This is a genomic window from Nocardioides sp. Root240 (assembly GCF_001428825.1).
Lineage (GTDB): Bacteria > Actinomycetota > Actinomycetes > Propionibacteriales > Nocardioidaceae > Nocardioides.
This window is the reverse complement of the sequence record NZ_LMIT01000015.1, coordinates 306,489-325,640: the sequence shown is the minus strand read 5'-3', so window position 1 is coordinate 325,640 and position 19,152 is coordinate 306,489. Positions and strand designations below refer to the sequence as shown.

17 protein-coding genes are annotated in these 19,152 nt (G+C 71.1%); 7 read left to right on the top strand and 10 right to left on the bottom strand.

All coding sequences use genetic code 11. The features are described 5' to 3' along the window. Nucleotides 1-93 precede the first annotated feature (93 nt). Complete coding sequence (locus tag ASE20_RS22685) at nucleotides 94-1,257, bottom strand: hypothetical protein (RefSeq protein WP_157538312.1); 1,164 nt, start codon at nucleotides 1,255-1,257, stop codon at nucleotides 94-96. A gap of 404 nt (nucleotides 1,258-1,661) precedes the next feature. Beyond that, complete coding sequence (guaB, locus tag ASE20_RS22680) at nucleotides 1,662-3,161, bottom strand: IMP dehydrogenase (protein WP_056896833.1); 1,500 nt, start codon at nucleotides 3,159-3,161, stop codon at nucleotides 1,662-1,664. Nucleotides 3,162-3,219: 58 nt separating this feature from the next. On the opposite strand from guaB, the gene zwf reads away from it, so the two are divergent. After that, nucleotides 3,220-4,659, top strand: a complete 1,440-nt coding sequence (zwf, locus tag ASE20_RS22675) for a glucose-6-phosphate dehydrogenase (protein WP_056896832.1) — start codon at nucleotides 3,220-3,222, stop codon at nucleotides 4,657-4,659. A gap of 33 nt (nucleotides 4,660-4,692) precedes the next feature. Beyond that, nucleotides 4,693-5,400 (top strand): hypothetical protein, encoded by a 708-nt coding sequence (locus ASE20_RS22670; protein ID WP_056896831.1) that lies wholly within the window; start codon nucleotides 4,693-4,695, stop codon nucleotides 5,398-5,400. On the opposite strand, the gene ASE20_RS22665 is transcribed toward ASE20_RS22670, so the two are convergent. The 3 genes from ASE20_RS22665 to ASE20_RS22655 form a co-directional block, all read right to left on the bottom strand. Next, nucleotides 5,363-6,370 carry a cytochrome d ubiquinol oxidase subunit II gene (locus ASE20_RS22665; protein WP_056896830.1) on the bottom strand — a complete coding sequence of 336 codons (1,008 nt, stop codon included), beginning with the start codon at nucleotides 6,368-6,370 and terminating at the stop codon, nucleotides 5,363-5,365. The genes ASE20_RS22670 and ASE20_RS22665 overlap by 38 nt on opposite strands. Next, entirely contained in the window at nucleotides 6,367-7,764 is a 1,398-nt protein-coding gene (locus tag ASE20_RS22660; RefSeq protein WP_225868936.1) for a cytochrome ubiquinol oxidase subunit I, read from the bottom strand. The genes ASE20_RS22665 and ASE20_RS22660 overlap by 4 nt, the downstream gene beginning before the upstream one ends. An 87-nt stretch (nucleotides 7,765-7,851) precedes the next feature. Then, nucleotides 7,852-8,715, bottom strand: a complete 864-nt coding sequence (locus ASE20_RS22655; RefSeq protein WP_082612797.1) for a GNAT family N-acetyltransferase — start codon at nucleotides 8,713-8,715, stop codon at nucleotides 7,852-7,854. A gap of 76 nt (nucleotides 8,716-8,791) precedes the next feature. Between ASE20_RS22655 and ASE20_RS25090 the strand changes: the two genes are divergently transcribed. Next, a complete protein-coding gene (locus ASE20_RS25090) occupies nucleotides 8,792-9,091 on the top strand; it encodes a YciI family protein (RefSeq protein WP_162260967.1) in 300 nt (99 codons plus the stop codon). Between the two features lie 244 nt (nucleotides 9,092-9,335). On the opposite strand, the gene groL is transcribed toward ASE20_RS25090, so the two are convergent. Beyond that, entirely contained in the window at nucleotides 9,336-10,961 is a 1,626-nt protein-coding gene (groL, locus tag ASE20_RS22645) for a chaperonin GroEL (protein ID WP_056896827.1), read from the bottom strand. Nucleotides 10,962-11,066: 105 nt separating this feature from the next. Continuing rightward, on the bottom strand, nucleotides 11,067-11,360 hold the full coding sequence (groES, locus tag ASE20_RS22640) for a co-chaperone GroES (RefSeq protein WP_056896909.1): 294 nt from the start codon (nucleotides 11,358-11,360) through the stop codon (nucleotides 11,067-11,069). A gap of 175 nt (nucleotides 11,361-11,535) precedes the next feature. On the opposite strand from groES, the gene ASE20_RS22635 reads away from it, so the two are divergent. Both ASE20_RS22635 and ASE20_RS22630 read left to right on the top strand, forming a co-directional pair. After that, on the top strand, nucleotides 11,536-13,683 hold the full coding sequence (locus ASE20_RS22635) for an MMPL family transporter (protein ID WP_056896826.1): 2,148 nt from the start codon (nucleotides 11,536-11,538) through the stop codon (nucleotides 13,681-13,683). A 12-nt stretch (nucleotides 13,684-13,695) separates the two neighbouring features. Next, a complete protein-coding gene (locus ASE20_RS22630) occupies nucleotides 13,696-14,871 on the top strand; it encodes a class I SAM-dependent methyltransferase (RefSeq protein WP_056896825.1) in 1,176 nt (391 codons plus the stop codon). Nucleotides 14,872-14,885: 14 nt separating this feature from the next. Here ASE20_RS22630 and ASE20_RS22625 read toward each other — a convergent pair whose 3' ends face one another. From ASE20_RS22625 to ASE20_RS22615, 3 genes are all read right to left on the bottom strand, one after another. Further along, the gene (locus ASE20_RS22625; protein WP_056896824.1) at nucleotides 14,886-15,521 is read right to left on the bottom strand and encodes an MBL fold metallo-hydrolase; all 636 of its coding nucleotides are present in this window, start codon (nucleotides 15,519-15,521) and stop codon (nucleotides 14,886-14,888) included. After that, on the bottom strand, nucleotides 15,521-16,633 hold the full coding sequence (locus ASE20_RS22620; RefSeq protein ID WP_056896823.1) for an S-(hydroxymethyl)mycothiol dehydrogenase: 1,113 nt from the start codon (nucleotides 16,631-16,633) through the stop codon (nucleotides 15,521-15,523). The genes ASE20_RS22625 and ASE20_RS22620 overlap by 1 nt, the downstream gene beginning before the upstream one ends. Before the next feature lie 61 nt (nucleotides 16,634-16,694). Further along, on the bottom strand, nucleotides 16,695-17,306 hold the full coding sequence (locus ASE20_RS22615) for a hypothetical protein (RefSeq protein WP_056896822.1): 612 nt from the start codon (nucleotides 17,304-17,306) through the stop codon (nucleotides 16,695-16,697). A 122-nt stretch (nucleotides 17,307-17,428) separates the two neighbouring features. Here ASE20_RS22615 and ASE20_RS22610 point away from each other — a divergent pair, with 122 nt between their 5' ends. Together ASE20_RS22610 and ASE20_RS22605 are read left to right on the top strand one after the other, a co-directional pair. Then, nucleotides 17,429-17,914, top strand: coding sequence for a hypothetical protein (locus tag ASE20_RS22610; protein ID WP_056896821.1), 486 nt, complete (start codon nucleotides 17,429-17,431; stop codon nucleotides 17,912-17,914). Further along, nucleotides 17,914-19,146: a hypothetical protein gene (locus ASE20_RS22605; RefSeq protein ID WP_056896820.1), complete on the top strand. Its 1,233-nt coding sequence runs from the start codon at nucleotides 17,914-17,916 to the stop codon at nucleotides 19,144-19,146. Before ASE20_RS22610 ends, ASE20_RS22605 begins: the two co-directional genes overlap by 1 nt. The last annotated feature ends 6 nt before the right edge of the window (nucleotides 19,147-19,152 follow it).

The window sequence follows — 19,152 nt, the reverse complement described above, 5'->3', positions numbered from 1 at the left end:
AGCTCGAGATGCTCCGCTCCCCGGCGCTTCGGCACGGGGACGGAGCAGGGCACCGGTCCCGTCCGGGCAGGACGGGACCGGTCCCTCAGCGCATCAGTTGGTGTAGGCCGACGACAGGTACTTCGACGCGTCGGTCAGGTAGCTCAGCGTGCCGAAGCCGTACTTCTTGATCGTGGTCTTCTGCGAGGCGCCGTTCAGGCCGCTGGTCAGCGCCGCGACGAGGTTGGCCTGCTTGGGCGTGCCGCTCAGGAACTGGGTGGGGATCACGTCGTAGGTGTCGCGCGAGAACGCACCGACACCGGTGGCCGGCGGCGCGGTGTAGTTGCCGAGCGTGGCCGTGCCGTAGAGCGCACCGGGGGTGATCGTCGGCGCGGTGCCGTTCACCGCGGCCTGGCCGTTGATCGCGGCGAGGGCGAGGCCCGTGGTGGTGTTCTCGAGGCCCGGGATCTGGCCGTTGGCCTGGGCGATCCACTGGCCGGCCGAGAACGGGACGAGGTCACCGTCGTTCGGGATGAACGTGCCGTTGTTCTCACCGAAGGTCGCGGCGCCGTCGACGTAGCTGGCGAGCGCGGTCACGCCGGCCGCGGCGAGGAAGAACTTGCGGGTTCCGGACGCCGCCTGCGGCAGCTTCGGGTGGACCGCCACACCGTTGATCTGCGGCTGGCCGCTGACGAAGGTGACGACCGAGTTGGCGCTGTCGTCGACGCCCGAGTAGAGCTCCTTGATCTGCGCCGTCGTCAGGTCGAGCGAGGTCAGCCCGGTGGTCGGGTTGAACGCGATGCTCACGGCGTCGCGCGCGAACGGGATGAAGGTCAGGGCGCTGCCGCTGACCGACGGGCCGCCCGAGGAGCGGGCGAAGTCGATCGCGCTGGACGTGAACAGGTCCTTGGTCTTGAAGATGTGGTTCGCGGAGTTCCACGAGGCCGAGAGCGACTTCACGCCGTCACCGGAGCCGGACGGACGGGTGACCCACGGGGCCAGCGTCTTGGGCTTGATCATGACCGTGTCGGCCGCAACGCCCGAACCGTCGAAGGCGTCGTACGACGCGATGTCGCCGAACGGCGAGGCGGCACCGTCGTTCGTGAGGGCGTTCCAGACGTCCTGGATGGTGTCCGAGCCCGCGGCGGCGTACGGGCGGGTCGGGTCGGCCTGGGCCGGGAGGACCGAACCGACGGCGATGGCCGCGGCGGCGAGGGCGGCGATGGAGCCACCGACGTACTTGTTGAGCTTCATGTCGGGGTGTCCGACCTTTCTCATCTCGGGTGAGCACCTGCTCGCGGGGCCGCGCGCAGGAACGGCGAGGGCATGCAGGAATGCGACCGGGCCTACCCCCTCGCGGAAGTCTTGTGGCGAGGGGTCGCGCGGGATAGGGACGAGCGAGGGAAGGGACGGGAAACACGACGTGAAGTCGGCCGTTTTCGCTCAGCCGACCATCGGTTCGGCCGACACCCGGACGGCGTCGTGTGACCCGGATCTCGGCGGGACGGTCACGCCAGGAAGGGCACCGTGCCGGTCAGCGCAGCACCAGGGCGAGCCGGGGACGCGCGGGCAGCACGCAGCCGGTTCTCCTTCCATGATGGTCCCGGGAGCAGGTCATCAGGAGGTGAACCGGAGTTCGTCAGGCCGCGCGGCCGCCCTCCGCGGCCACCGTCACGGTGGTGTCAGCGATGGTAGTTCGGCGCCTCGACGGTCATCTCGATGTCGTGCGGGTGGCTCTCCTTGAGCGAGGCGGAGGTGATCCGGATGAACCGGCCCTTCTCCTGCAGCTCGGGGATGGACTGCGCGCCGACGTAGAACATCGACTGCGACAGGCCGCCCAGGAGCTGGTGGGCGACGCCGGCGAGCGGGCCCTTGTAGGCCACCCGGCCCTCGATGCCCTCGGGGACGATCTTGTCGTCGCTGGTGACCTCGGCCTGGAAGTAGCGGTCCTTGGAGTAGGACTTCTTGCCGCGGCTCGACATGGCGCCCAGCGAGCCCATGCCGCGGTAGGCCTTGTACTGCTTGCCCTGGTGGAAGACGACCTCGCCGGGCGACTCCTCGCAACCGGCGAGCATCGAGCCGATCATCACGGACTCGGCGCCGGCGACGATGGCCTTGGCGATGTCACCGGACTGCTGGAGGCCGCCGTCGGCGATGACGGGTACGCCGGCCGGGCCCGCGGCGAGCGAGGCCTCGTAGACGGCGGTGACCTGCGGGACGCCGCAGCCGGTGACGACGCGGGTGGTGCAGATGGAGCCCGGCCCGAAGCCGACCTTCACCGCGTCGGCACCCGCGTCGACGAAGGCCTGCGCACCCTCACGGGTGGCGACGTTGCCGCCGATGACCTGGACGTGCTTGGTGGCCGGGTCGGACTTGAGCCGGCGGACCATGTCGAGCAGCAGGGTGACGTGACCGTGGGCGGTGTCGGCGACGAGGACGTCGACGCCGGCCTCGATCAGGCCGGTGGCCCGCTCCCACGCGTCGCCGAAGTAGCCGATCGCGGCACCGACCATGAGCCGGCCGTCGCCGTCCTTGGACGCGAGGGGGAACTGCTCGGACTTCACGAAGTCCTTGACCGTGATCAGGCCGCCGAGGCGACCCTGCTCGTCGATCAGCGGGAGCCGCTCGCGCTTGTGCCGGCGCAGCAGCGCGGTCGCGTCGTCGCGGGAGATGCCGACGTCGCCGGTGAACAGCGGCATCGGGGTCATCACCTCGTCGACCTTGGTGGTCGCCCACTCCGCGACGGGGGTGAAGCGCAGGTCGCGGTTGGTGCAGATGCCGAGCAGGCGGTTGTCGGCGTCGACGACGGGCAGGCCGGAGACGCGGTACTCGCCGCAGATCCGGTCCAGCTCCTCGAGCGTCGCGTCGGGACCGATGGTGACCGGGTTCGAGATGATCCCCGTCTGGGTCCGCTTCACCAGGTCGACCTGGTAGGCCTGCTCCTCGGCCGACAGGTTCCGGTGCAGGATGCCGATGCCACCCTGGCGCGCCATCGCGATCGCCATCCGCGACTCGGTGACGGTGTCCATCGCGGCGCTGATCAGCGGCGACTTGATCGAGATCTCGCGGGTCAACCGCGAGGTGGTGTCGATGTCGTCCGGAGCCAGGTCGGAATGACCCGGCAGCAGGAGGACGTCGTCGTAGGTGAGACCGAGCGCTGCGAACTTGTCAGGGACCTCCACCCAACCATCGTAGTGCGTGATCGGGCTCACCCCTTGACTGGCCCGGGAGGCTGGGAACGTGAGCAACGAGCTGCCCCCGCACGTCCTCGTCCTGTTCGGCGCGACCGGCGACCTCGCCGCCCGCAAGCTGTTCCCCGGCCTCTACCGACTGGCCGCGGCCGGTCGGTTGCCCGACCACTTCGCGGTGATCGGGAGCGGGCGCCACTCCCCCGGCTCCGACGAGGAGTTCCGCACCCACGTGCGGGACGCGTTGACCGAGTTCGTCGGCGACCTCGACACCGCCGTGGCCGAGCGCCTGCTCGAGCGGATCCGCTTCGTCGCGTCCTCGGCCGACGACGGTCGCGCGCTCGGCGAGGCGGTGCGGGAGGCCGAGGACCAGCTGCTCGCCGAGTGCGGTGGCTGCCTGCTGGGCGACGTACGACGCCTGTTGTACCTCTCGGTCCCGCCGGGTGCCGTGAAGGGCATGGTGGGGATGCTCGACCGCGAGGACCTCGTGACCCGGTCGCGGCTGGTCGCCGAGAAGCCGTTCGGCACCGACCTCGCCACCGCCCGCGAGCTGCAGGCGGTCCTGGGGACCGCGTTCGCGGACGACCAGGTGTTCCGGATCGACCACTTCCTCGGCAAGGAGGCGGTGCAGAACATCCTCGCCCTGCGCTTCGCCAACGGCCTGTTCGAGCCCGCGTGGAACCGCCACTCCATCGAGTCGGTGCAGATCGACGTCCCCGAGAAGCTCACGGTCGAGGGCCGCGGCAGCTTCTACGAAGGCACCGGCTGCCTGCGCGACATGGTCACCACCCACCTCGCGCAGCTGCTCGGCTTCGTCGCTCTCGAGGACCCGCACGCCTTCCGCGCCTCGGCCATCCGCGCCGCCAAGACGGCCACCTTCTCGGCGGTGCGCCCGATCGACCCCGAGCGCGTCGTCTTCGGCCAGTACGACGGCTACCGGTCCGAGCCCGACGTCGCGGAGGACTCGACGGTCGAGACCTTCGTCGCCGCCGAGGTCTGGATCGACAACGACCGCTGGCGCGACGTGCCCTTCTACCTGCGCACCGGCAAGGCGATGGCCGACGGCCGCCGCACGATCACCGTCCGCTTCCGCGACCCCCGCCACCGCTGGCTCAAGCCCGAGGACGGTGGTGTCCCGGAGCCCAACGAGCTCGTGATCGAGCTGGCCGACCAGCCCCGCGTCGCCATCGACGTGCGCGCCAAGCGGCCGGGGCCCGACATGGCGCTGGTCGAGGGCGTGTTCCGGCTCGACCTGGTGTGCGACGTACCGGGGGCGGACCCGCTGGAGGCCTACGAGCGCCTGCTGCTCGACGTGATGCGCGGCGACCGGACGCTGTTCATCAGCGCGGAGGAGGTCGACCGGCTCTGGGAGATCTTCCAGCCCGTGCTGGACCGGCGACCGCCGACGCAGACCTACGCCGCCGGCACGTGGGGCCCCGCCGCCGCGCTCGACCTGCCCATCGGTGGGTGGCGGCTGGGCAACCACTCCTAGCGCGCTCGGGCGCAGGTCTGCGACGATCGAAGCATGGACAAGGCGCCTGGCGCCGCGGCGGTCATCGCCGGAGCCATGCTCGGGGCGGCCCCGCTGATCGAGCTCGTCGGGACCGCGCGCGGAGACACGGACAACGCGACCGACGGCCTGCGCTTCCTCGACGACTCGGCGTACCGCTACGGCCTGGCCGGATTCGCGCTCGTCGTGGGTGGACTGGCCCTGATCGTGGCCGCGCTCGGCTTCGCGCAGGCAGTGGGCCGACGCACCGAGCTCGGCCTGGGCTTGCTGACGGTCACCACCTTGGCAGTGGTCGCGGGCGCAAGCTACCTGTTCGCAGGGATCATCCGTCACACTTCGCACGGCACCATCGGCTACATCGAGGGCATGGACCGCGGCTGGGCCGAGTCCGCCTACCTCAGCACTCACATGATCGGCACCCAGGCGCTGCTGCCGATGGCGAGCCATCTCCTCGCCGCGTGGCTGGTCGGGGTTGCGGTCCTGCTTTTCAGGGTCGGACGCCGCCGGCTCGCCGTGGTCGGCGTCCTGCCGGCACTGCTGCTCGCCCTGTTTGTCGTCGACGCACTGGTGCCCCTCGCGGAGGAGAGTGCCGCCGGCGGGGTCCTGTGGGCCTGTTACGTCCTGACCATGCTGGTCGCGCAGCCGTTGACGCTCGTCGTCGTCGGGCTGGTGGCGGTAGGGGCGGTCAGTGATCCGCTCGCGTCCACTCCTCCGACTGCGTGAGCCTGAACAGGTAGGCCAGCGGCGGTACGACGGCCACCACCGCGAGCCCGACCGCGACCAGCAGTCCCTGCAGGGTCGCCGTGGCACCGGCCGCGTCGTGGATCGTCACCTCGTCGACGAGCAGCCACGGGTACTGGCCCACGCCCCACCCCGACACGACCGCGGCGACGGCGAGCACGGCGGTGATCCGCGCGACGCCGTACCGCCGGGTCCAGAGCAGGTAGGTCGTCGCGACGCCCGCCAGCGCGGCGAGCACCACGAGCGGCGCCGCCCGGCCCTCGAGCCCAGCAGCAAGAGTCGGGGCGTCGTGGTCGATCGGCAGCAGCGCGGCGAAGACGAGAGCACCCGTGACGAGCCCGACGGCCAGCGCGCGGGCCCGGATCTCCCCCGCCAGGCGGTGGTTGCCGCTGCGCTCTGCGTCGGCGACGAGGAAGGTGCCGGCGAGGAAGGCGCAGGTGCCGACGGCGATCAGCCCGCCGAACAGCGAGGTCGGGTTCACCCACGACGACCAACGGTCGCCGGCACCGTCCATCGGCACCCGGCCCGAGGCGATCGCGCCGGCGACGGTGCCGAGGAAGAACGGGGTGATGATCGAGGAGGCGGCGAAGACGATGCCGAACAGGCGGGCCTGGCCGAGCGTCTCGGCGTACTTGCGGAAGGCGAAGCTGGCGCCGCGCAGCACGATCCCGAGCAGCGCGAACAGCAGCGGCAGCACCAGCGTCGACATCGCGGCGGCGAAGGACTCGGGGAACCCGGTCCACCAGATCACCAGCACGTAGATCAGCCAGACGTGGTTGGCCTCCCAGACCGGGCCGATGCTGTGGTCGACCAGGGTGCGCAGCTCGGCCCCGCGGCGGCTGCTCCCGGCCGTCAGGTCGAAGAAGCCGGACCCGAAGTCGGCGCCGCCGAGCACCGCGTAGGCGATGACGCCGACGAACAGGGCGGCCGCGACCGCCACCTCGAGGCTCATCGGTGGTCCTCCCCGGCGGTCGTGGCCGTCGCCGGGGCGTAGGGACTGGGCAGGTCGACGGCCCCGTCGCGCCAGCGCCGGGCCATCGAGCGCAGCACGACGACCGCGCCCACCGTCATCGCGGTGTAGACCACCACGCTGGTCCCCAGCAGCCACCACAGGCTGGCGGTGTAGTCGCCGACCGCGTCGGTGGTGCGCATGACGTCGTAGACGATCCAGGGCTGGCGACCGACCTCGGTCGCGATCCACCCGGCCTCGAGCGCGACCACCGCGAGCGGTCCGGCGATCGCGGCGAACCGCAGGAACCACCGCTTCTCCAGCAGGTCCCGGCCGCGGCGGCGCAGGAACCAGAACAGCACGACCGCGCCGGCGAGCAGGGTGCCGATGCCGACCATCGTCTGGAAGGCCAGATGGGTCATGTTGACCGGCGGGTGGTCCTCCTCGGGGATCGTGTCGAGGCCGGGCACGGGCTTGTCGGGTGAGTTCATGGCGATCAGCGAGCCGAGGCGGGGGATGTCGATCGAGTACTTCACCTCGCCGTCGACCAGGATCCCGCCCAGCCGCAGCGGCGAGGGGCTCTCGGTCGTCTCGGCGAGCTCGAACGCCGCCAGCTTGGCCGGCTGGCGCTCGTCGAGGCCGAAGCCCAGCACGTGCCCGACGAACGGCTGGGTGACGGCGGCGATCGACGCGAAGACGAACGGGACCATGAAGCCCAGCCGGTGGTGGGCGTCGCGCCGGCCGCGGAGCATCCCGACGGCGTACACGCCGGCCACGCTGAAGCCGGTGAGCATGTACGCGCCGACCCACATGTGCGCGAACTGCAGGAAGGCGTGGCCGTTGAAGAGCACCTTCCACGGCTCGACGTCGGTGACCTCGCCGTCGACGAGCCGGAAGCCGGTCGGCACGTTCATCCACGCGTTGACCGCGAGCACGCAGTAGGCACCGATGATCCCGGTGACCGCCATCGGCAGCACCATCAGCACGTGGCGCTTCGGGGGCATCCGGTTCCAGCCGTAGAGGTAGATGCCGAGGAAGATCGCCTCGAGGAAGAAGGCCAGGCCCTCGAACGCGAAGGGCAGGCCGAGCACGTCGCCGTACGTCCCCATCAGGCCGGGCCACAGCACGCCCATCTCGAAGCTGAGCACGGTGCCGGAGACGGCGCCGATCGCGAAGAGCACCGCCGAGACCTTGGCCCAGCGCTGCGCGAGCCCGAGCGCCACCGGGTCGTTGCGACGGATGCCGCGCAGGTGCATCACGAAGATCATCGCGGGGAACGCGACGCCGAAGCAGGCGAGCACGATGTGCCACCCGAGGGACAGGGCCATCTGCTCGCGCGCGGGCAGCAGGCCCGCGGGTTCGGCGGTGGCCAGGGCGAGGACGTGGGCGCTCAGCACACGACGAACGTACGTCGGGTCGGCGCCACGATCACGACTTTGTGAATCTTTTCACGAGCGCCGTGGGACCACTGCCTGCGATCCGGGTCAGGAGCCCCGCAGCTCGGTGATGGCGATGCGCACGGTGAGCGTGTCGCCGGCCATCCGGATCCGGCCACGCATGCCCGCGGCCAGCACCATCGGCAGCACGGCCTTGGTGTCCGACGGAGCGGTCAGCACGATCTCCTCCGCCCCAGCGCCGCGGGCCGCCCGCGCGACCGCGGCGAGGAGCTGCGTGCCGACGCCCCGGCGGTGCCAGGCCGGGTCGACCCACAGGTCCACCGGCCACGGCGCGTCGTCGTCGGCCCGGGTGAACTCGGCCCGGCCCGCCACCTTGCCGCCGGCGAGCGCCGAGACCACCGCACCCGAGGTGACGTACTCGGGCGAGCCCGCCCCCGGTTGGTACGGCGCCGGCGGGGCCTGCGCGTCGAGCACCTCGCCCACCAGCTCGGCCAGCGACGCGGCCCGGGCCCGCTCGGTCGCCGTGAACGGGGTGTCGCGGCGGATCTGGATCGTCGCGGACCCGCCCACGACCATCTCGAGCACGTCCTCGGACCCCGTGCTCGGCGCGACGTCGGCGTCGAAGAGGTGCGCGGCCACGTCGGGGAAGGTCGCCGGCTGGGCGATGATCGCGCGCACGGCCTGCACGTAGCGGGTGGGCTGGTCCTCCAGCGCGGCCGTCGTGACGGGCACCGCCGTCACCGCCTGTCCCCCGGCTCCGGCCACCAGCTGGAGCAGCTGGTCGCGGGCCCAGTCCTGCGGCACCTGCAGCACCAGCTCGTCGGTGACCGTCGTCCCGTCGGGGAAGACCTGCACCGTCTGGATGTTGACGCCCGCCCGGCCGCAGGCGGCGGCCAGCTCGGCGAGCGCACCGGGTCGGTCGGGCAGTCCGGCACGCACTCTCCACAGCATGGGCCCACTATGCCGGAGACAGGTCACGTGCCGCGATCACCGATGTTTCGGCCAGCGACGTGCCACGCTGATGACCATGCCGAGCTGGGTCTACTTCATCCATCCGCCGCGCGAACGCTTCGTCGAGACCATCACCGAGGACGAGGCCGCGATCATGCAGACGCACGCCGGCTACCTCGACCAGCTGCTGCAGGACGGCGTGCTGGTCCTCGCCGGCCCGACCTTCGGCGACGTCAACACCGGCATCTCGATCTTCGACGCCGACGACGAGGACGCCGCCCGCGCGATCATGCTCGCCGATCCCGCCGTCCAGGCCGGCCTGATGACGCCGGAGCTGCGGCCCATGCGGGTCAGCTTCCTCCGCGGCCGCGACTGACCACCCCCGCCCGTCGAGGTGTGAGGTATCGGGCGTCGAGGTGTGAGGTATCGGGCGTCGAGGTGTGAGGTATCGGGCGTCGAGGTGTTGGTTCTGTCCGGCTCACCGATGACCAGAACTACGACCTCGACCCCCCTTTCCCAACACCTCGACCGCCCTTTCCCAACACCTCGTGGCAAAACGCGGACCGGCCCGCCGTACCGAATCGGTACGACGGGCCGGATCGCGTCAGGAGGAGCGACGGTCAGTGGCCGTGGCCGTGCCCGTGGCCGTGGCCGGCGTCGGCCTCGTCCTCATCCTCGGGCTTGTCGACGACGAGCACCTCGGTGGTGAGGAGCATGCCGGCGACGGAGACCGCGTTGGCGAGAGCCGAGCGGGTGACCTTGACCGGGTCGATGACGCCCTGGGCGACGAGGTCGCCGTACTCGCCGGTCGCGGCGTTGTAGCCGTTGCCGACACCGAGCTCGCGGACCTTGTTGGTGACGACGTAGCCGTTCTCGCCACCGTTCTCGGCGATCCAGCGCAGCGGCTCGTCGACCGCCTTGCGGACGATGCGGACACCGACCGCCTCGTCGCCGCTCAGGCCGAGGTCGCCCTCGAGCGCCGCCGCGGCGTGGATGATGGCCGAGCCACCGCCGGGGACGATGCCCTCCTCGATCGCGGCGCGCGTCGCGGAGACGGCGTCCTCGATCCGGTGCTTCTTCTCCTTGAGCTCGACCTCGGTGTGCGCGCCGACCTTGATCACCACGACGCCGCCGGAGAGCTTGGCCAGCCGCTCCTGGAGCTTCTCGGTGTCCCAGTCGGAGTCGGACGCCTCGATCTCGCGCTTGATCTGCTCCACGCGACCGGCCACCTGGGACTCGTCGCCGGCGCCGTCGATGATCGTGGTGTTGTCCTTGGTCACCACGATGCGACGGGCCTGGCCGAGCTCGTCGAGACCGATCTGGTCGAGCTTGAGGCCGACCTCGGGCGAGATGACCGTGCCGCCGGTCAGGATCGCGATGTCCTGCAGGATCGCCTTGCGGCGGTCGCCGAAGCCGGGGGCCTTGCCCGCGACGGCGGTGAAGGTGCCGCGGATCTTGTTGACGACCAGGGTCGAGAGCGCCTCGCCCTCGACGTCCTCGGCGAGGATGAAGAGCGGCTTGCCGGTCTGGATGACCTTCTCCAGCAGCGGCAGGAGCTCGGCGATCGCCGAGATCTTGCCCTGGTTGATCAGGATGTACGGGTCGTCGAGGACCGCCTCCTGGCGCTCCGCGTCGGTGACGAAGTACGCCGAGTTGAAGCCCTTGTCGAACTGCATGCCCTCGGTGAACTCGAGCTCGGTCGAGGGGGTGTTGGACTCCTCGACGGTGATGACGCCGTCCTTGCCGACCTTGCCGAACGCCTCGGCGAGCAGCTCGCCGATGTGGCTGTCGCGCGAGGAGACCGTCGCGACCGAGGCGATGTCCTTCTCGTCCTCGACCTCGCGGGCAGCAGACTTGAGCGCGTCGCTCACGGCCGCAGCAGCGGCGTCCATGCCGCGCTTGAGGCCCATCGGGTTCACGCCGGCCGCGACGGCGCGGAGGCCCTCGTGGACCAGCGCCTGCGCGAGCACGGTCGCGGTCGTCGTGCCGTCACCGGCGACGTCGTTGGTCTTGGTCGCGACCTCCTTGGTGAGCTGGGCACCGAGGTTCTCGAACGGGTCGTCCAGCTCGACCTCACGAGCGACGGTCACACCGTCGTTCGTGATGGTCGGGGCGCCCCACTTCTTGTCGAGGACGACGTAGCGGCCCTTGGGGCCGAGGGTCACCTTGACGGTGTTGGCGAGCTTGTCGACGCCGCGCTCGAGCGCGCGGCGCGCGTTCTCGTCGAACTCCAGGATCTTGGGCACTGCTTGCTCCTTGGGTGTGGAAAGCCGACCGCCCGGGAGGTCATACGAACAGGGTCGTCAGACGACCGCTTCGTATGACGTCCCGGGCGGTGAGAGACGCGAGGGTCAGGCGATGACGGCGAGGACGTCGCGCGCCGAGAGGATGAGGTACTCCTGGCCGGCGTACTTGACCTCGGTGCCGCCGTACTTGCTGTAGATGACCTTGTCACCCACGGCGACGTCCAGCGGGACGCGGTTCCCGTTGTCGTCGATGCGACCGGGGCCGATGGCCAGGACCTCGCCCTCCTGGGGCTTCTCCTTGGCCGTGTCGGGGATGACCAGGCCGGACGCGGTGGTCTGCTCCGCCTCGACCGCCTTGACGACGATCCGGTCCTCGAGCGGCTTGATGTTGACCGACACGATGTCGACCTCCACTTTCTAGGGCTGACGGTGGTTGGCACACTCACCTCGAGAGTGCCAATGACGAAACTAGCACTCACCGCAAGCGAGTGCCAGAGCGGCCCGGCCTGCGGTTGTGGCGAGTCCCTACCAAAGTCGGTTGACCGCCGGGTCCCGCGCACGAAAGCGTGGTGCCATGTTCGCTGCCCTCGGTCGTTTCGTGACCCGGTTCCGCTGGTACGTCATCGCCGCGTGGGTGCTGCTGGCCGTCGTGGTCGCCTCCTTCGCCCCCGCCCTCGAGTCGACGCAGGACAACTCCGAGTTCCTGCCCGACCACTATGAGTCGATCAAGGCGCTGAACCTGCAGGAGGCCGAGTTCTCCGACGCTTTCTCGCCCGGCGCGATCCTCGTGGTGGAGCGGAAGGACGGCGCCAAGCTCACCCCCGACGACCAGGCCGAGGTCGCCACGATCGCCAAGGGGCTGGGCCCCGAGCTCGGCACCAAGACCTTCCAACCCACCGTGATCACGCAGGGAGAGGACGGCAAGCCGAACCTCTCCGAGGACGGGACCGTCATGTTCGCGGTGATCCCGCTGGCCGACGGCGCGACCGGCTACGACACCCAGGCGATCGACGACGCCAAGGACCTGCGCAAGGACATCAAGGAGCTGGTCGGCGACTCCGACCTCGAGGTCCGCGCGACGGGCGCCGTCCCGCAGAGCCTGGACTCGCAGGAGTCCAGCGAGGACACCCTGCTGATCGTCGCGGTCGCCACGGTGGTGCTGATCGTCGGCCTGCTCGCCCTGATCTTCCGCAGCGTGCTGATCTGCCTGCTGCCCATCGTCGTGGTCGCGGTCGTCTCGAGCATCGCCACCGGCGCCATCGCGTGGGCCAACGACATCTTCGACCTCAAGGCCGACTCCTCGGTCCAGCAGATCCTGATCGTCGTGCTCTACGGCGTCGGCACCGACTACATCCTGTTCTTCCTGTTCCGCCACCGTGAACGGCTGCGCCAGGGCGCGGCGGTCAAGGACTCGGTGGTGCACAGCCTCGACCGGGCGGGCGAGGCGATCGCCTCGGCCGGTGGCGCAGTGATCGTCGCCTTCATGGCGCTGATCCTCAGCTCCCTCAGCATCTTCCGCGCGATCGGCCCGGCTCTGGCGATCGCCGTCTTCGTGACCCTGCTGGCCGCGCTGACGCTGGTTCCGGCCGTCGTCTCCCTGCTCGGCAAGGCTCTCTTCTGGCCGTCGAAGTCCTGGCAGAAGGAACCCAAGCACGGCACCTTCGTCAAGCTCGGCAACGCGGTCGGCCGCAGGCCCGGCGTGACCGCGCTGGTCTCCGGCGGCGCGATGGCGGTGCTGGCGATCTTCGCGCTCAGCTTCAACCCGTCCTTCGACTTCAACTCCAGCCTCCCCGAGGGCGTCGAGTCGACCGAGGCGATGGAGACCTTCCAGGAGCACTTCTCCGCCGGCGCGGCCGAGCCGGTCCCCGTGCTCGTCGACGCCAAGGACACCGAGGTCACGCCCGACCAGCTCGAGGCGTTCAAGACCGCGCTCGGCGAGGCCAAGGGGGTCGACGCCGTCGACGGCCCGGTGCCGTCGGCCGACGGCACGGCGTACCAGTACTACCTGACGCTGTCCGACGACCCCGTCTCCGACGCCGCGCAGGACAACGTCAGCGGCCCGATCCGCGATGCCGCCCACGACGCCGCCCCCGAGGGCACGGAGGCGTACGTCGGCGGGACGCCCGGCATCTTCGCCGACATGTCGGCGGCGATGTCGCGCGACTACAAGGTCGTCTTCCCGATCGCGGCGCTCGTCATCATGGTGATCCTCGCACTGCTGCTGCGCAGCCTGGTGGCGCCGTGGTTCCTGATGGCCGCTGTCGGCCTCGGCTTCGCGGCCACCCTCGGCCTGACCGTGATCGCGTTCCAGCACATCGGGGGCGAGGCCGGCCTGATCTTCATGCTGCCGATCTACATCTACCTGTTCGTCACGGCCCTCGGCACGGACTACAACATCCTGATGATCGCCCGGCTCCGGGAGGAGGCCAGGGAGGGGCGCGACCCGCACGATGCCGCCCGCCAGGCCGTCACCCATGCCGGTCCGACGATCGGTGCGGCCGGCATCATCCTGGCCGGTACCTTCGCCTCGCTGATGCTCGGAGGCAACACGCTGATCGTCTCGATGGGCTTCGCGCTGGCCGTCGGCATCCTGATCGTCTCGTTCGTCATGTCGATGTTCTTCACGCCGGCGCTGACCTCGCTGCTCGGGCACGCCGCCTGGTGGCCGGGCCACGGGGACGAGAAGCGCGACGGCGCCGAGGAGCACGCGCCCTCCGCCTGACAGGATCAGGGGGTGGACCTCGAGACCTTCCGGTGGTTGCTGACCGACGACGGGCAGGCGCTGCTGGCCGAGGCCACCACCCAGGTGGCGAGCGGCGCGAGCCCGCTCGCCACCGGATCCGCCCTCCGTCGTACGACGACCGGGGAGCGGGCCGCGGCAGCGCTCACCCAGGTCGAGCTGCGCGCGCGGGCGGTGGCGAAGTTCGGTGACCTGGCCGAGCGGATGTACTTCACGCCCGACGCCCTCGAGCAGGCCACCCGCCAGCGGGTCGCGAACCACCGTGCGGGCCGGGCCGTGGCGTTCGGGACCGAGACGCTGGTCGACCTCGGCTGCGGCATCGGCGGCGACCTGGTCGCCGCCGCCCGTGCCGGCATCATCTGCGCCGGCGTCGACCTCGACCCCGTGCGGGTGGCGATCGCCGAGGCCAACCTCGCCGCGCTCGGGTTGCCCGGAGCCGTCCAGGTCGCCGACGCGACGACGGTCGCGCACGACGCCTTCGACCTCGCGTACGCCGACCCGGCCCGTCGTACCGGAGCGGGCCGCAGCTTCCGGGTCGACGACTGGACCCCACCCTGGTCGTGGGTCGAGGGCCTGCTCACCCGCGACGCCTGCGTGAAGGTCGCCCCCGGCATCCCCCACGACCTGGTGCCCGCCGGCGTCGAGGCGGAGTGGGTCAGCGACGCGGGCGAGGTCAAGGAGGCCGCGCTGTGGGCCGGTCGCACCGCGACCGTCGCGCGCCGGGCCACCGTCATCGGCGAGGGCGGCCTCGCGACCCTGACCGACGAGGACGACCCGGGCGCCGCCGCGGTCGGCACCCGCGCGGTCGGCGCCTACCTCTACGAGCCCGACGGGGCCGTGATCCGCGCGGGCCTCGTGACCGCGGTCGCGGCGGGCATCGGCGGCGGTCTGGTCGACCCGAAGATCGCCTATGTCACCGCGGACGCCTCCTTCCGCACCCCCTTCGCCCGCGGGTACCGCGTCCTGGAGGTGCTGCCCTACCGCGAGAAGCAGCTCAAGGCGGCGCTCCGCGAGCGCGGCATCGGCCGGCTGACCATCAAGAAGCGCGGCGTCGACGTCGTGCCCGAGCAGCTGCGCAAGCGCCTCGCGCTCAGCGGCGACAACGAGGCGACCGTCGTGCTCACCCGGGTCGACGGCGAGGGTATGGCGCTCCTCGTCGAGCCCTTCTGAGCCGAGCGCCTGCCTCAGCGACCGAGCGCGGCCGCCTCGGCCCCGATCGTGGTGTCCTCACCGTGCCCGGTGTGCACGACCGTCTCCTCCGGCAGCGCGAACAGTGCGGCGCGGATGGAGCCCTCCAGCGTCGGCCGGTCGCTGTACGACCGACCGGTGGCACCGGGTCCGCCGTGGAAGAGCGTGTCGCCGGTGAACACGCAGCCCAGGTCGGGCGCGTGGAGGCAGACCGCGCCGGGCGCATGACCGGGCGTGTGCAGGACCCGCAGGACGGTGCCGGCGACGGGGATCTCGACGCCGTCGGCGAGGTCGAGGTCCCAGAGGACGGCGTCAGGGTCGTCCGGCCCGCCGTGGGTGAGCTCCCACAGCGGCCGGTCGTCGGGGTGCAGCAGGATCGGCGCGACGACCTTCTCGCGCAGGGCCGGGGCGACGCGGACGTGGTCGTCGTGGGCGTGGGTGCAGATGATCGCCTTGACGCGCCGGTCCCCCACCACGGCCATGATGTCGTCGACCGAGTGCGGGGCGTCGATCACGACGCACTCCTCGTCGTCGCCGACGACCCAGATGTTGTTGTCGACGTCGAAGGTCTCCCCGTCGAGCGAGAAGGTGCCCGACGAGACGGCGTGGTCGACCCGGACCGGGCCGGCCATCAGAGGACCACCACGGAGCGCAGCACGTCGCCGTGGTGCATCCGCTCGAAGGCGGCCTCGATGTCGCCGATCCCGATCTCCTCGGTCACGAACGCGTCCAGGTCGAGCCGTCCCTGCTGGTAGAGGTCGACGAGCATCGGGAAGTCGCGCGAGGGCAGGCAGTCGCCGTACCAGCTGGACTTGAGGGCGCCACCGCGGCCGAAGACGTCGATGAGCGGGATGTCCGGGACCACCATGTCGGGGGTCGGTACGCCGACCAGGACCACCGTGCCGGCGAGGTCGCGGGCGTAGAACGCCTGCTTCCACGTCTCGGGGCGCCCCACGGCCTCGACCACCACGTCGGCACCCTCGGCACCGGCGTAGGTCCCGGCGCAGATCCGCTTGATCTCCTCCACCGGGTCCACGGCCGACGAGTCGACCGTGTGCGTCGCGCCCATCGCGCGCGCCTTCTCGAGCTTCTTCGCGTCGATGTCGACGGCGATGATCGGCGACGCGCCCGCCAGGGCAGCGCCCGCGATCGCGGCCACACCGACGCCGCCGCAGCCGATGACCGCGATCGAGCGGCCGCGGGTGACCTGTCCGGTGTTGATGGCGGCGCCGATGCCGGCCATCACGCCGCAGCCCAGCAGGCCGACCGCGGCCGGGCGGGCAGCGGGGTCGACCTTCGTGCACTGGCCGGCGGCGACCAGCGTCTTCTCGGCGAAGGCGCCGATGCCGAGTGCCGGCGACAGCTCGGTGCCAGCGTCCGGGCCGTCGGCGAGCGTCATCCGCTGCTTCGCGTTGTGGGTGGCGAAGCAGTAGTGCAGGTCGCCGCGCTTGCACGCCCGGCACTCACCGCACACCGCACGCCAGTTGAGGATGACGAAGTCCCCCGGCGCGACGTCGGTGACGTCGGGACCGACGGACTCGACGATGCCGGAGGCCTCGTGGCCCAGCAGGAACGGGAAGTCGTCGTTGATCCCGCCCTCGCGGTAGTGCAGGTCGGTGTGGCAGACCCCGCAGGTCAGGACCTTGACGACCGCCTCACCCGGGCCGGGGTCAGGGACGTTGATGGTGGCGATCTCGACGGGTGCGCCCTTGCTACGGGCGATGACGGCACGGACCTGCTGCATGACGGGCCTCCGGTTCGGGGACGGGCAGCCACAACCTAGCGAGGCGCAGGTTGGTCGGCGGTCAGCTCCGCCACTCGAGGCTGGCGAGGGCCGGCTCGACGTAGTCCGCGAGGTCCAGCTCGGTGGGGATCATGAAGGTGAGGACGACCGCCCGGTTGCCGGCGTCGAGGCCGCCCCACTCGTAGTAGTTGAAGTGCAGGCCCGTGCCCTCGAAGACGTAGCCCTTGACGCCCTTGACGTCCCGGTAGCCGGTGTGACGCAGTCGCGCCTTGTAGTTCTGGGCATGGATCCGCAGCGAGATCTTCGCCAGCTGCGCGAGGTCGTCACCGATCTGGGGGAACTCGGAGATGTCGACGCGCACGCCCGCGAGGGCACCGTCCACGGAGGCGTCGGCGAGCACGAGCGGCTCACCGTTGTCGGTGATCTTCCACTCCGGTCCGGCGATCAGACGGAGGTCGGCCGACTCGGGGAGGTGGATCTCGGGTCCCGTCGCGGGCTCGACCGTCGCCGACGCGGTGTCGGAAGGGGTCTCGGACGGGGTGCTGCTCGTCGTACCGGTCGGGGCGGCGGACGTCGGGTCGTCGCCGCCCGGGTCCTTGTCGTCGGAGCAGCCGGCCAGCACCGACACCAGTACGACGCCGGCGAGGGCCGCCGTCGCGAGCCGAACGCGCATGCGATCCGGTCCTTTCCCGAGAAATTGTCTGTTCGCAGCCTACTGGCGTTTCATCGACCGCCGGGACGGGCAGGGAGCCCGGAGCCCCTGTCGTCGACCTCAAACTCGGGAAGGCCATCCACATGATCCCTGAGCTCGCCGGGTACACCCCGACCGACCTCGCCGCCGCATCCCCCACGGGACTCGCCCTGGTCGAGGAGAAGATCGCCGAGGTCATCAAGACCCTCGAGGACGAACTCGACAACCTGGCCAAGGTCGACTTCCCGACGAGCGGGCACATCGCCAAGGGCTCCTTCGGCAGCGTGGGCCCGTCCGCCCTCCTCGCGCTCCACCACGCCAAGGCCCACGGCGTGGTCACCGACACGCTGACGGACCTGCGCACCGACCTCCTCGACTTCCAGAAGGCGATCCACGAGGCGCGCCAGCTCATCAAGACCACCGACGAGAACGCCGAGGGCAACGCGCTCGCGCTGCTGAAGTCCACCGAGGACCTCGACCTCGGCGCGTACGCCTACCAGCAGGCGCAGGTCGACCACCGCAACGACGTCGCCACCGCGACGCCGGAGACCAGCGACACGACCGGGACGAGCGACGGGGGCGAGGGCTGATGGCCGGCGAGCACATCAAGAAGCTGGAGACCTGGGTCAACGGCATGAACGTCGAGGACGTCAGCGACTCGCAGACGGCCTGGCGCAAGATCACGGGTGCGCTCGTCGTCGCCCAGGTCGCCCTGGAGCTCGCCGCCCCGAAGATCGGCGAGGGCTTCGGCGACTCCGACCTCGGTACCGGCGCCTCGGAGGCCTTCCTCGCTGCGGCCAAGCGGCTGGAGACCCAGCGCCTGCCGATGGGAGACGCGTCCAGCGCCCTCCTGCAGGTCGAGTCCGACATGAAGACCGCCCGGACGACGATCAACGGGGCAGCCAAGGAGCCGGGCGAGGCCCCGAAGGAGGAGAACTACCCCGGTCTGCCGCGGCTCCTCAACCTGCCGCTCGCGCTGGCCGAGGCGCAGCACACGGCCGAGGTCAACGCCTACAACCAGTCCGACGACGACGCCCGCAAGCAGATCGAGCAGCTCAACAAGAGCTACGGCGAGGCGATCGTCGTGTTCACGAAGATCCACGGCGACCCGTACGTCCCGATCGACCCGGACGGCACCCGACAGGCGCCCACCCCCGGCACGCCCGGAGCGCCGACGGTCCCGACGAGCAAGCCGAAGGGCACGGTCAGGGATCCCCACGTCGACATCGGCCGGCCCGTCGACCCGCCCGTCGACCCGCCCATCGACAAGCCCTGGCCGCCGGTCAGGCCCCCGGTCGACGTGTGGCCGCCGATCGACATCGGCGACCCCGAGTGGCCGGACCCGGACTTCCCCGACCCCGAGCCGCCGACGACGACCGACCCCACCGGTCCGGGTGGCACCGGCGGTGGGGTCCACCCCGGCGTCCTGGGCGGTGGCCTGCTGGCGGGCGGGCTGGCCACGCCGGGTGCGGTCAACGGCATCCGCGGCCTGCTCTCGCGCGGCGGCCTCAGCAGCGGCGGTGCCGGTGCGATCGGCAGCAGCTCCCGTGCCGGTGGACCGGGGTCGCTGGGCCGCAGTGGCGGCACGGGTGCGGGTGCGCCCGGCAGCCAGGCCGGTCGCGGCGGCGGCCGTGGTGGCGGCTCTGCCGGCAGCCAGGCGGGCCGCGGCGGACGGGGCGGACGCTCCGGCGGTGCTGGCGGCGCGGGTGGCCGGGGCAACCGTCGCAAGGACGACCGGGACCCGTCGAACGAGCAGGACCTCTACGACGACGGCAAGGACTGGCTGGACGACGAGGGCACCGCACCCGGCGTGCTCGGCTGATCCGTC